We start from the raw sequence: 13,402 nt of genomic DNA on the forward strand, positions 1-13,402 counted from the left end.
AGTAGCTCACCGCCAGGCTCCTATTCGAGAAATCCCTTGAACGAAAGTTCAAGGGATTTTTTTCGTTTTAGCGTTAAACAATTTCAAAAGCTTAGGTTGATTTCCTCTGCACTCGGTTGGAGGTTCCAAATATCGCTGTGGCTCTTTTGGAATGACGTTTTTTGTTCTGAACTTTTGAGCTGCCTGCAAGGTGAAACATGCTATTCCTCTGCACACGGTTGGAGGTTCCAAATATCGCTTTGGCTCTTTTGGAATGACGTTTTTTGTTCTGAACTTTTGAGCTGCCTGCAAGGTGAAACATGCTATTCCTCTGCACTCGGTTGGAGGTTCCAAATATCGCTAAGGCTCGACTCATATTACTAGCTATGGAATGACGTTTACGGCAAGAAAAACTCGTCATCTCAAAATCGCGAAGCGATATTTGAGATCTCCTTCAATATGCAGAGGACGTTTTTTGTTCTGAACTTATGAGCTAATTTAAAGCGAATTATGAACTTCTTCTGCACTCGGTTGGAGGTTCCAAATATCGCTGTTGCCCGGCTAATTTTACAAGCTATGGAATGACGTTTACTGCCAGAAAAGCTCGTCATCTCAAAATCGCGAAGCGATATTTGAGATCTCCTTCAATATGCAGAGGACGTTTTTTGTTCTGGACTTATGAGCTAATTTAAAACGAATTATGAACTTCCTCTGCACTCGGTTGGAGATCCCAAATATCGCTTTGGCTCTTTTAGGATGACGATTTTTCTGTTTAATTGGATTAACGGTTTTTGCTCTAAACTTTTGAGCTGCCTGCAAGGTGAAACATACTATTCCTCTGCACTCGGTTGGAGGTTCCAAATATCGATAAGGCTAGACTAATTTTACAAGCTATGGAATGACGTTTATTGTTCTGAACCTATGCGCTAATTTAAGGCGAATTATGAACTTCCTCTGTATTTGGTTGGAGGTTCCAAATATCGCGGTGGCTCTTTTGGAATGACGTTCTGGCAGCTAAAACCAATTACTTAATTGCTATCAATTGATTTAGAAATTTGTTTGTAGTCAAAACGATATCCCCATTATTTAGAAAATTAGGTGAAAAATGAAACACCTTAATTGGCCGTATCAAGAACGACTGAGCCATCAGCTCAAATTTCACAAAACGTGTTAACGGCTAACAAGGAGATAGCTTTAGATAATGGCCATATGCAATCCCCTCGTTGAATAATAAGGCCTAATGTGGATTTAAATAACGTTTTAGATCTGCACCTTGTGTCACACCAAAGCGGGTTTTTGTATCATATTCTTCATGTTTGATTTGATAGTTTTTAAACGCTTCGGAGCCGTGTTCCCAGGTTAATTTTTCGAGTTCGTCACAGCTTCTAAATCCACGAATTGCCTTTAATTCAGTTTGTACTGTCTCTGTGATTTCCAGAGCAATTTTTTTATGGCCTAGTTGATGTTTTTTAAGTGCGTCTTGATACTGTTCCCATGCTTTTTGTTCACTTGGATTTGCAAGGGGTTTATCTAGCGTTGGCAACGGGTACCGAATAGCCAACTGCATTTTTAAGTTTTTTAGTCGGCACTTTCTGCCATGACCACGGACGCTAAATTTCCAAGTAGATTTCCAAGTTTGACCGCCATGAAAAAGCTGATCATCTATCTGCACTTCAGGGTCTTCGATTATTTTATTAAAAATGTTTTGCAGTTGTTCAACGTTTATATTGTAAGGTTTGTCATTTTCGATAAGTTTAGTTTTTGCAAATACGCTGCTACTTGTGAGGAGAACAATAAATAATCCGTAAAGCTTCATTATATTTCCTTATATAAATTTTGTTTTGGATTATTACTTTAATTGAGACAAAATGAAGTTACAACGGATGTTGGCATAATAAATAAGTAAAATGATGACGGAATGTAAATGTGCATTTTGTTGTTTTTCAATAACTAAATTAGTAGGAAGCTAAAATGAGCGATTTATTATCTGGTGGGTGTCTATGTGGTGAAGTTCAATTTGAACTTAAATCTGAGTTTAAGACGTTTTATCAATGCCATTGCAAACAATGTCAAAAGCTTACAGGCAGTGCATTTGCTTCCAACTTATTTACTTCTATTGAAAATATCAACTGGATCAAAGGTATAGATTCTATTAGTCATTTTGAAGACAAAGAACGGGAATTCTCAAAGTCATTTTGTCGTCATTGTGGGTCTGCGTTGCCTTTTATCAATAAACGAAACACCTCATTAATAGTACCTGCAGGTAGTTTGGATTCGAAGATAGGAACAAAATTACAAGCCAATATTTTTGTTGCTGAAAAGGCAAGTTGGTCTAAGGACGAGTGCAACGCTAAAGACTTTGATGGTTTTCCGAGCTAATTAAAATTTAGCGCATTTTTTGAATTTGAAATAAGTTCTTCTTTTAAAGTGGGATAATGTCCCTGAGTTAACCCTATATTAATGATGATTTTAGAAAAAGACTGGCGAGTACTAACAGTTGGTGACGGAGATTTAAGTTTCTCTTTATCTATGATTAACAACGACTTTGTTAAACTTGTCACCCCAACCGTTCTTGATACAAAAGGTAAGGTTTTAGCAAAATATCAAACCAATGGGATCGGTGGTTTACAGCGACTGGATATTGATTGTGAATATCAGTTTGATGTTACCTCGCAGGACAGTTGGAAGTTGTTACTGCCGAACTACTACGATGTAGTGATATTTCAGTTTCCGCTGTTGCCCGCTGTTGGTTCCGAGCTGTCGTTCAATAATGGGCCTTCAATCAATATTAGAAACCGAATATTGTTGAGGAAATTTTTAATGTACGCCACAAAGTACGGCTTAAGGGAAGGCGGTGCTAATCTGATCTACATTACGTCAAAAGATGTAAAGCCATATATCGATTGGAATATTGAAACGACACTAATAGACAACTTGCCTTTAAGTTATTTAGGTAAGTCGGAATTTGATGCGGGACGCTTTCCAGGCTATACCCTACGTAACGTCGATAGAGATAAGGTCATAAAAGGAACAAAAGCCTATACCTATGCTTGGTCTCCCATTGAACAACATACAATTAGTAATCAACTAATTCAAAATATTGATTATACCAATACTGGCTGTCGTTATTGTAAAGCTGGACCTTTTGCGACCGAACAAGAACAGGCAGGTCATCTCAATTCGGCCAGACATAAGCGAATGATCGATTTCGAACAGGAATGGCGCGCGTATCTACGATGTGAGAATACAAAGTCTAAACATGAAGAAGGTTGAAATAGTATGAAACGTCATGCGTTAGTCACAGGCGGGAGTGGGTTTTTAGGCATTAACATTATATTGCTGCTAATTGAGCAGGACTGGCGAGTATCCGTGTTACACAGAAAAAGCTCTGATCTTACCGACTTGCAAGAACTAGATGTTAACTTGATTGTCAGTGACTTAGTGGATAAAGAAACACTCAAAATCGTATTTCCAGCGGATGTTGATGTCGTGTTTCATGTCGCAGGCGATACAAATATGTGGCAAAAGAATAACGATAGGCAATACCAAACTAATGTTGTTGCGACTGATATATTAAGTGAAGTTGCAATATTAAAAGGTGTAGGTCGATTTATTCATACGTCGTCAATATCAGCTTTTGGGTTTCACGACTCTGTAATTGATGAAAGCACGCCAAGTAAGGCACTTACTAGTGGTGTTAATTATCTGAAAACGAAATATTTAGGTGAACAACTGATTAAAAACAAAGTCGAACAGGGACGGCTCGATGCGGTGATTTTAAATCCGTGTGCAATCATCGGAAAATACGATCGGCATAATTGGGCACAGTTATTTTTAATGGTTAATGAAGGGCGATTGCCAGGCGTACCTAAAGGTGAAGGTTCGTACTGTCATGTATCAGCAGTCGCACAAGCACATATTAATGCAGTGGAAAACGGTAAGAAGGGTGAAAATTACATTCTTGCGGGTGTCGATCACAGCTTTTTAGACGTTGTAACAAAAATAGGGGTTATGTTAGATAAACCCACCCCAAAACGGACAGTGCCGGAACTTGTTTTAATGGCGCTTGGGAAGTCATCTTATTTGCTATCGTTAATTACAAACAAAGAACCCGACATGACACCTGAAAAGGCCACCATGGTTTCAAAACGGGTCGTGGCGAAAAGTGACAAAGCAGTACGCGATTTAAGTTACGACAACACGGTAACTGTAGAGTATATGTTAACAGACTGTTTTAACTGGTTAAAATCTAAAAATCTTATCTAGCTGATACGACGAATAAGTCGTTCTAAAGCCCGGTAACTTAACGCTTCGCTTAAATGTACTCGTTTTATTTCCTCACATTGTTCTAAGTCAGCAATGGTTCTTGCGACTTTAATGATCCGGTGAAACGCCCTAATACTCATTTTTAGTTTTTCTAATGTTGATTCCAAAAATTCTGAATCAGCCTCAGTTAATGGACAAAACTGATTAAGTTCTTTATTTGATAATAGCGCATTTGCTTTACCCTGCCGTCGCAGCATTAATTCTCTCGCTGCAAACACATGTGCTTTGATTTCGGCACTTGAAACTTCATTGTTTGTGCTCGCCGTTAGCGTGCCTTTAGGCAGTGTCGGAACATCCACTTGTAAATCAATGCGGTCTAAAAATGGCCCTGATATTTTATTCAGATATTTTAAAATTTGATCGTGGGTCATTCGACCATCGTCAATGCTCCCCGTTGGACTCGGATTTAAAGCGGCCACGAGTTGAAAACGGGCTGGAAACTCAGCCTGTTGTGATGCCCGTGATATGCAAACTGATCCTGTTTCCATCGGCTCGCGCAATACATCAAGTACCTTTCGGTCAAATTCTGGCAATTCATCAAGAAACAAAATACCGTTATGGGAAAGACTAATTTCCCCGGGTCTCGGAGAACTACCGCCGCCCACAAGAGCGACACCGCTGCATGTATGGTGAGGTGATCGAAAAGGGCGCTCAAATAAGTTGCTGGCAGTAACGGGCTTGCCACAAATAGAATATATGGCAGCGGTTTCTAGTGCTTCTTGTTCTGTCATTGTTGGCATAATGGTTGTCATTCGTTGTGCTAGCATGGATTTTCCCGTACCCGGCGGGCCAACAAAAAGTAGGTTATGAGAGCCTGCGGCGGCAATGGCCAAAGCCCGTTTTGCCGCAGCCTGGCCTATGACATCATTGAGATCTTGGTGGTTTACGGGGTGAAGTCCATTGTCTTCGGCTTGTTGCATATCAACATAGAGCTCAAGGTCTTGGCCATTAAGTTGCTGGTAAAGAGATAATAGGTTGTTTGTCGCTAATAACTTTATATTAGAGATCACACTTGCCTGTTGAGCATTCGATTCTGGTAGTACACACGTTCGACCCAGTTTTGCACATTGAATAGCCGTGGGTATTTCACCTATGATCGCGCGAATATCGCCCTTTAAACCAAGCTCCCCATAAAATTCGAAATCATGAAGTTTATCGGCGCGCAATTGTCCCGTAGCGGCAAGTATGCCAATGGCGATAGGTAAGTCAAAACGACCACCTTCTTTTTTCAGATCAGCGGGGGCTAAATTGACCGTAATTTTTGTTTGTGGAAATTTAAACTGACTATTAATTATTGCACTACGGACTCGATCTCGTGCCTCTCTAACAGAAGTCTCAGCTAAACCAACAATTTGAAATCCAGGTAATCCATTTGAAATATGCACCTCAATGACCACCTCTGGTGCATCAACCCCCCGTTTTGCTCGGCTATTTATCCTAGAAAATGACATTTTTTAATAATATTTTAACTTAAAAGTGATTTTCTTAGATTAAGACTGAATTAGTAAAATATGAACTGTACTTGCCAAAAACTGTACTATTTCAGCAAGATAAGCTTTGTAGGTGGATAAATAGTTGTATGTTTTTTATTCATTTGAGCAAATTTTATGTTGCATTATTGTCAAATATGAATAGACTGGTAAGACATCGTACCAGTTGAGCCGTAGATCAGCTATACTAATTAATCACGGCACAATTATTTTACTGATTTTCAGTTAACAGATAGATAAAGGGGCGGAACATGAGCCTAAGACAAAAATTCAAAAAAATTCTTCCAGAAATTTCTCGTACTGAGCAGGAAGCATTAGACGCAGGTGATACTTGGATTGAGGCCTCTATCTATCAAGGTAAGCCTGATTTCGATACATTGTTGCAAACAGCACCGTCAAAACTGACTGAAGAAGAACAAGCCTTCATTGACGGACCATTGTCTGAGTTGCTAATGATGTTAGATGATATGGAAGTACATGACAGTATCCATATCCCACCTCGTGTTTTACAGTTTTTGAAAGACAATAAGTTTTTCTCATTCATTATTCCAAAGGAATACGGCGGCTTAGAATTTAGTGCTTATGCATCATCTACTATTGTTGCGTCTATTTCGACGAAAAGTAACCCAATAGCAACCACAGTAATGGTACCTAACTCGTTAGGCCCAGGTGAGTTATTAGCGCACTTTGGTACTAAAGAACAAAAAGACCACTATTTACCACGCTTAGTTGATGGTCGAGATATTCCATGTTTTGCATTAACTAGCCCAGAAGCAGGTTCTGATGCCGGTGGTATTCCAGATCGTGCGATTGTTACGAAACAAGTTGTCGATGGTGAAGAAGTTATTGGGTTAAGTTGTACCTGGGACAAACGTTATATTACGTTAGCACCAATTGCGACTGTCCTTGGTTTGGCTGTTAAAGTTTTTGACCCGGAAGGGTTATTAGGCGGCGAAGCAGACTTAGGGATCACTTGTCTATTACTTCCTAGCGATTATGAAGGTGTTGAGATTGGAAACCGTCATAAGCCACTAGGCGTTAATTTTTATAATGGTACGACACGTGGCAACGACGTATTTGTGCCGATGGATTTTGTTATCGGCGGCGAAAAAAATGTCGGTAAAGGTTGGCAGATGCTAGTTGCATGTTTAGGTGCAGGTCGTGGCGTTTCATTACCAGCAAACGGCTGTGCAACAGGCCATGCAGCACTTAAATCAACGTCTGAATACGCAGCAATTCGTGAACAGTTCGGCATGCCAATCGGTAAGTTTGAAGGTATTCAAGAGCAACTTGCGTTGATTGGTGGTTTGACATTTAATTTAGAAGCGATGCGTCACTTAGTGCTTAATTCGCTCGATTTAGGCTTTAAACCTTCAGTTATCACAGCGATTGCAAAATATCATATGACAGAAATGGGTCGTACGACTCTGCAAGCTGCAATGGATACGCAAGCGGGTAAAGCAATTCAAATGGGGCCAAATAACGTATTGGCAACAGCTTACTTTGCGACGCCAATTGGTATCACTGTTGAAGGCGCCAATATCTTAACTCGTAACTTAATGATATTTGGTCAGGGGGCAACTCGTTGTCACCCACATGTACAAGATTTGATCACTGCTATTCACTCAGAAGAGCCGGATGCAGACAAACAGTTTAATAAACTGTTTAAGAGCACAATCGGATACAGTATTAAAAACTTTTTCCGAGGCGTTGGTTCAGGTTATTTACCAGGTTTTGGTAAAGGCAAAAACCCAGACAAAATGGTTAACGAATTTGAAACTCGAATCAATCGTTTGTCAGCGATTCTTGCAGTGCAATCAGACTTTGCATTATTGGTGTTAGGCGGCGATTTAAAACGTAAAGAAATGCTATCTGCTCGTTTAGGTGACATGCTTAGCTATTTATTTATGGCGATGGGTAACATTAAGTTTTATACCCAAAGTGACAATCGTGAAGCGCTAAAACCATATTTCGAATACGGTACAACTTGGGCATTACAGCGTGCTGAAGAAGCGTTAACGGCTTATTCAGATAACTTCCCTAACCGTTTAGTTGCTAATTGGTTGAGTCTTAAATTAGGTATGCCATTTATGAGCAAAACTAAGGTATCAGACAAAATGATCACAACGTTGTCTGACGCAACGTTGAAAAACGACGGCGCTAAGAAAGAGTTAACTCACCTTGTTAGCATGAAAGGTCGAGATGGCTTTAGTGTTCTAACTGAAGCATATGAAGCTAAGCTTGCGGTTTTACCATTGCTGGATAAAATGAAACAAGCCGTTCGTGCTGGTAAACTGGTTAAACAGTTAACGTTTGAAGAACTTGTATTAGCAGCTGCTGAAGTTCACGTTATATCAGTTGATGAAAAAGACGAGTTACTTCAATACGACGTAAAACGTAAATTAGCTATCGCAGTTGACGAATATACGTTTGATATGGAGTTGTTGACCAATAACGGTGTCGATGAGCCAATTTTGAAGTCTGCGTAAGGTTTTCTAGACCGAAAAAAACGCAACTACGGTTGCGTTTTTTTTTGCTCGGTATCAAAACATCAATATTTTAGACCAATAGCCATTCCTCATTTTCAAATACATAAGTGGTGAATAGTTATCTGATTTAAGCGAATAACTATAAATATTCATTTTTAGTCCATTTATTTTTCTGATTTTTCGACCCTAAATGTAAAAAGTCTTTTGTCAGACCACTGGCCAAAATTCAGCCAACCTCTTGTGTTTATTCGATTAGATAAAAATTCATCTAATTGTAACGAAATAACTCGTTACATTCGTTCATAGAACATTAACAACCTTTTTCTCACTTTCCGCCACTATGTATATGCGACCTGGTAAAACACTATTTCTGAGGAGAAAAATATGGGTATCGTAAAATATGGAGTAAGCGTGATTGTATTGTCTATGACTTTTGTAGGTGCGAGTGTAGCGTCGGAATATGAAGCTGCTGACAATTCACCGGAAAGCCAATTGTGTTTGGCTGCAGCAACGGCAAGTAAATTTAAAATGCATCGACAGGTGGCGGATTTCACACCGACTGTTCTCACAAGTAAAAACTATCGTTTAGTTGCGAATAAGCTTTATTGCAACGGAATGAATGTGGCCGACTTCGCTAAATCAGCGGGTAACTTTGAAGTGGCAAACAAACTTATGTCATACCGAGATAACTTCGTTCAAATTAGAGATATTGCAGACCAACGACATGGGTCGGTTCATATCGGCAGTAAGTAGTATGGAACAGCTCATATAAGCCGTCACTGGATGTGACGGCTTATAAAATTAGCTACTTGAGGTTACTTAGAAGAACTAAATGTACGGCCAAAGAAGCTTTCTGGAAGCCATTTAGGCTTATCGTCACTATTAGCGACAGCAAGACCAATACGAATGTTTACGTCGGCAAACATTTCAGCGGCATTATAGTTAATCGGTAAATCTAATGAGTCAGATGGTTGATGATAATGGTTAGCAAAAAAGTCGCCCCAAACTTTACCGCCATCTTCACCTTCTGTTTTAGATTTGAAACCGGTCATCAAAAATACTGACGGTATACCTTTTTTAACAAAGTTATAGTGGTCAGAACGGGTAAATATCGCTTGTTGTGGCATTGGGTCAGGACTTAGACCAATACCCAATTGACCTGCCGCTTGTTCTACGATGTCGCCCATTGTGCTGTGGTTTGCACCAAACGCGATAATATCGGCAAAATCATAAAGTAAAACAGGCATATCTAAATTAATGTTAGCCACCATCTGATTTAACGGAATTGTTGGGTTATTTGTAAAATAGTTTGCGCCTAATAGACCTTTTTCTTCTGCAGCCACAACGGTAAATAGTATTGAGCGACGAGGGTTAGACTTACTTAATACACGAGCGGTTTCTAATAACACAGAAACACCTGAGGCATTATCCATCGCACCGTTATTTATTCTGTCTTTTTTAGTCACATCCAGCGCAAAACCTATGTGATCTAAATGCGCAGTAAAGACAACATACTCATCTTTTAATTTCGGATCTGAGCCAGGTAAAACAGCAATAATGTTTGGAGCCGAGACTTCTTCATGGCGAGAATCTTTTGCTAAAGACAAAGTTGCGTTCAGTGGAAACCCTTTAATAGGTTTGTCGTCGGTATCAAGTTGGAAAATCTCTTCTAAGCTTTGCTCTGCATTTTCGAACAATACTTTGCCAGCTGAAAGATTAAAATAAGCGCCACCTTTTAATTGTTTGTATTCACCAAACGGCTCGTTGTTGCTATTTAACCATTTCATCGAAGGGACACGAAGGTAGTTAAGTGACGTAGTATAAGAACGTACTTTTTCACGTTTAGGTGTATGTAGCGTAACAAAACCCACCGCACCGCGCTCGGCAGCATAACGCTTCTTTTCTTTACTAGAAGCAAGATGAGCCCCTTCTTCAGAAGGCCAGCTTGTAGGGCGACCAGATAGGCTGACAACTATTTTGCCTTTAACATCCAGCCCTTCGTAATCGTTATAATCAAATTCTTCAGCGACCAAACCGTAACCAACAAAAACCGCTTTTGCCGAAACTGCCGTGTGAGCTGAATTCGCAGAGCCACCCATCATGTATTGTTCAGGGTAATCAAGCGTAACTTTTTTGCCATCAATTTCAATAACAGCATTTGTCGTTTGTTGATTTAAGTATGTTTTACGAAATGGAACTCGTTGCTGAAATGACCCTTCGTCACCAGCTGGCGATAAACCGATTTTTGTAAATTCTTTTTCAACATAATGTGCGGCTAGTTCGTAACCTCTGCTTCCTGTATCTCGACCTTCGAGCAGATCGTCCGCGAGGAACTCAAGATGAGCACGAATTAAGTTTTGATCAACGGAAGTTTGGGTTGAAGCTTCTGGTTCTTTATTGCCACAACTAACTAAAAGTGTGGTGAGTAGGCATGTCGCGAGTAATCTTTTCATAACGAACTTTTATAAAATTAAAAAGAGCATTTTACATTTTAATATCGGAGTGGAATATGTCATAAATAGTGCATAACCTGCAATGAATCGCATTTTTTGCCTAATTAACTACCAAAAGAAGAAGATAATGAAATTAAAAATAGTGTTAATGGTTTTTGTATTTTTGTCAGGTTGTGGAAAAGCAGTAACGAAAGGAGAGCCCGCAACGGCATTTTCGTTGTCTAGTTTAGTCTCAGATCAAACAATAACCCTGTCAGATTATAAAGGAAAAGTAGTCTACTTAGACTTTTGGGCAAGTTGGTGTAAACCCTGTATTGAGTCGTTTCCTAAATTAGATAAGTTGCATTCCAAATACAAAGATCAGGGTTTTGCGGTGATAGCGGTTAACTTGGACCAATCAAAAGATCTCGCACTAGCGTTTTTGCAAACCAATTCTGTTGGCTATCAAGTGCTCTATGATGACGGTGCTAAGGTTGCTGGCTTATATGACGTAAGTTCGATGCCATCGTCGTATTTTATTGATAAAAAGGGCATTGTTAGACTCGCTCATCAAGGATTTCGTCCTGGTGATGAAATTAAAATAGAGAAAGCAATACAACATTTGTTAGCTGAAAAGTAATCGATTGTACTATTCTTTATGAACAAAATTTTGGATTGAAAAAGGAATTGCTGTGTACGTACCTCGACATTTTAAACACGATATAGACGACAGTGTGTTTAAATTTATAGAAAATAATGGTTTTGCGCAGCTTATTAGTTCAACTAATAACTTACCAGAAGTTACCTTTGTACCAATATTACTAAATGCTGATAAAACTAAGCTCATTTGTCACGTCGCAAATCAAAACCCGCAGGCCAAAATTGAAGATGGTCAGATTGTTCTGGTTTCTTTTAGCGGTCCACACGGTTATGTTTCGCCTAGCTGGTATGAATCAGCCGGTGTGCCAACATGGAATTACCAAGCTGTAAATGTTTATGGGAAAGTGACTAAAAGTCGTGACCCTGAACGCTTAACGCAGTTAGTCAATCAACTTACCGACAAGTATGAACGATATTATGACGCGCCGTGGCAACCAGAGTATCCAGATAAAATGTTACGTGCCATCACTTTGTTGGAAATTGAAATCACAGATATTCAAGCAAAAAGTAAGTTAAGCCAAAACCGCAGTCGGGTTGACCAAGTTAATGTGATTAATGCGTTAAATAAAGAAGGCAATACCAAACTTGCGGAAGCGATGAAAAAAGAAAATAAACTGTAATTGAGTTCAGGAGCTAAAGCCTGAACTCAATTTTAAAGTGGCAATCGATGACCTAATTTATCGAATCAGGTTCTTCATTTGAAGCACTAAATACCGCTTCAACGTCAATACTGTCAAACAAATACGGTGTTAAACAAAACTGACAGATTATCTCGATGTTGCCACGTTCTTCGATCAACGCTTTTGCGTCTTCTAAAGTTAACTGGCGAATGGTATTAGCCGTTTTTTCACGGCTACAACCACATTCATAGGTAATTTCCTGTGGCGCAAACATTTCTGGATTGTCTTCATGATAAAGTCTGATCAGCACTTGTTCTGGCGGTAAGTTTAATAGCTCGTCATCTTTTATAGTTTGCGTTAGTGCTTCAAGATGATAGAAGTCATCTTTGGCTTTTTCTTCCACTGGAAGAACCTGCAGCAAAATCCCAGCGGCTTTATGATCACCACCTGAAATATCAGTCGCTAACCAAATTCGAGTTTGTAATTGTTCAGAACTGACAAAGTATTGCTCAACACACTCCATCAATGTCGGCTTATCTAATGCGGCAACACCTTGGTAACGCTCGCCATTTTTTGGCGCAATTGTGATGACCATTAAACCATTGCCAATAAGGTGTTGAATATCGCCGTCGGTAACATCGTCGCTGAATTTTGCCGTTGCTCGCAGTTGCTGGTGGTTATTACCATTTACTACAGCGTAACTTAAAGGGCCATCACCTTGAATTTGAACGCTAATCTCACCTTCAAATTTTAACATTGCGGTCATTAAACTCGTTACCGCTAACAATTCGCCCAATATACGCTTTACCGGATCTGGGTAATTGTGATTAGTAAGCATTGAATTAAAACTTTGATTTATTTGAACTAATTCACCACGTACATGGTACTTTTCGAATAAATAACGGTGTAACAAGTCTGGATTGTTTTGGTCTGTCATTTTGGCTTACTCAAATTTATCTGAATTTTTAAAATTAATTAGGGTGCGACGCTGTTTTTTGTCAGGACGTTTATCAGGACGAGGTGACATAGCGGCGCTAGAGCTTCGGGCAAGTTGTTGCGCTTCTCGATGGAGGATACTCGCGGGAGTTTCTTCATAAAGCGTTTGGGCTACCGTAAAGTTCTGACGTTTTTGTTCAACAACTTTAATTACAACAGTTTTTTCGTCATATCCTTGACGTAGCTTCACTTCTGCTCCAACCTCTACCGCCTTTGAAGCTTTACATCTTTGACCATTATAATGAACTTTTCCGCCATTGATCATGTCTGTAGCTACAGAACGAGTTTTGTAGAAGCGTGCGGCCCAAAGCCATTTGTCGAGACGTACTTTTGTTTCAGACATAATATGTAACTGTTTACTTCATGCAGGTATAAAAAAATTCCGGCAGAATGTAGCATAGTTAGTGATT

Annotated in this window: 12 protein-coding genes; 7 read left to right on the forward strand and 5 right to left on the reverse strand. The window is 39.5% G+C overall.

Going from position 1 to position 13,402, the window contains the following annotated elements:
* Nucleotides 1-1,216: 1,216 nt before the first annotated feature.
* Nucleotides 1,217-1,795: a DUF922 domain-containing protein gene (locus tag KO525_RS12475; RefSeq protein WP_215964156.1), complete on the reverse strand. Its 579-nt coding sequence runs from the start codon at nt 1,793-1,795 to the stop codon at nt 1,217-1,219.
* Between the two features lie 155 nt (nt 1,796-1,950).
* Here KO525_RS12475 and KO525_RS12480 point away from each other — a divergent pair, with 155 nt between their 5' ends.
* The 3 genes from KO525_RS12480 (at nt 1,951) to KO525_RS12490 (ending at nt 4,245) form a co-directional block, all read left to right on the forward strand.
* Nucleotides 1,951-2,358: a GFA family protein gene (locus KO525_RS12480; RefSeq protein WP_215964157.1), complete on the forward strand. Its 408-nt coding sequence runs from the start codon at nt 1,951-1,953 to the stop codon at nt 2,356-2,358.
* Between the two features lie 81 nt (nt 2,359-2,439).
* A complete protein-coding gene (locus KO525_RS12485) occupies nt 2,440-3,252 on the forward strand; it encodes a Rossmann-like fold-containing protein (RefSeq protein WP_215964158.1) in 813 nt (270 codons plus the stop codon).
* Nucleotides 3,253-3,258: 6 nt separating this feature from the next.
* Nucleotides 3,259-4,245 carry an NAD-dependent epimerase/dehydratase family protein gene (locus KO525_RS12490; RefSeq protein WP_215964159.1) on the forward strand — a complete coding sequence of 329 codons (987 nt, stop codon included), beginning with the start codon at nt 3,259-3,261 and terminating at the stop codon, nt 4,243-4,245.
* Here the strand turns inward: KO525_RS12490 and KO525_RS12495 are convergent.
* Nucleotides 4,242-5,756, reverse strand: coding sequence for a YifB family Mg chelatase-like AAA ATPase (locus KO525_RS12495; protein ID WP_215964160.1), 1,515 nt, complete (start codon nt 5,754-5,756; stop codon nt 4,242-4,244). The two genes, KO525_RS12490 and KO525_RS12495, sit on opposite strands and share 4 nt — an antisense overlap.
* 290 nt (nt 5,757-6,046) lie before the next feature.
* On the opposite strand from KO525_RS12495, the gene KO525_RS12500 reads away from it, so the two are divergent.
* Nucleotides 6,047-8,284 carry an acyl-CoA dehydrogenase gene (locus KO525_RS12500; protein WP_215964161.1) on the forward strand — a complete coding sequence of 746 codons (2,238 nt, stop codon included), beginning with the start codon at nt 6,047-6,049 and terminating at the stop codon, nt 8,282-8,284.
* Nucleotides 8,285-8,668: 384 nt separating this feature from the next.
* Nucleotides 8,669-9,037: a DUF3718 domain-containing protein gene (locus tag KO525_RS12505; protein WP_215964162.1), complete on the forward strand. Its 369-nt coding sequence runs from the start codon at nt 8,669-8,671 to the stop codon at nt 9,035-9,037.
* A 62-nt stretch (nt 9,038-9,099) separates the two neighbouring features.
* Here KO525_RS12505 and KO525_RS12510 read toward each other — a convergent pair whose 3' ends face one another.
* Nucleotides 9,100-10,737, reverse strand: coding sequence for a M28 family metallopeptidase (locus KO525_RS12510; RefSeq protein ID WP_215964163.1), 1,638 nt, complete (start codon nt 10,735-10,737; stop codon nt 9,100-9,102).
* A gap of 127 nt (nt 10,738-10,864) precedes the next feature.
* Here KO525_RS12510 and KO525_RS12515 point away from each other — a divergent pair, with 127 nt between their 5' ends.
* Both KO525_RS12515 and KO525_RS12520 read left to right on the forward strand, forming a co-directional pair.
* Entirely contained in the window at nt 10,865-11,356 is a 492-nt protein-coding gene (locus KO525_RS12515) for a TlpA disulfide reductase family protein (protein ID WP_215964164.1), read from the forward strand.
* A gap of 52 nt (nt 11,357-11,408) precedes the next feature.
* Nucleotides 11,409-11,996: an FMN-binding negative transcriptional regulator gene (locus KO525_RS12520; protein ID WP_215964165.1), complete on the forward strand. Its 588-nt coding sequence runs from the start codon at nt 11,409-11,411 to the stop codon at nt 11,994-11,996.
* Nucleotides 11,997-12,048: 52 nt separating this feature from the next.
* Here KO525_RS12520 and hslO read toward each other — a convergent pair whose 3' ends face one another.
* Both hslO and hslR read right to left on the reverse strand, forming a co-directional pair.
* A complete protein-coding gene (gene hslO / locus KO525_RS12525) occupies nt 12,049-12,933 on the reverse strand; it encodes an Hsp33 family molecular chaperone HslO (protein WP_215964166.1) in 885 nt (294 codons plus the stop codon).
* 6 nt (nt 12,934-12,939) lie between these two features.
* On the reverse strand, nt 12,940-13,335 hold the full coding sequence (hslR, locus tag KO525_RS12530; protein ID WP_215964167.1) for a ribosome-associated heat shock protein Hsp15: 396 nt from the start codon (nt 13,333-13,335) through the stop codon (nt 12,940-12,942).
* Nucleotides 13,336-13,402: the final 67 nt, after the last annotated feature.

Source organism: Psychrosphaera sp. B3R10, from assembly GCF_018861025.1.
GTDB classification, from domain to species: Bacteria; Pseudomonadota; Gammaproteobacteria; order Enterobacterales; family Alteromonadaceae; genus Psychrosphaera; species Psychrosphaera algicola.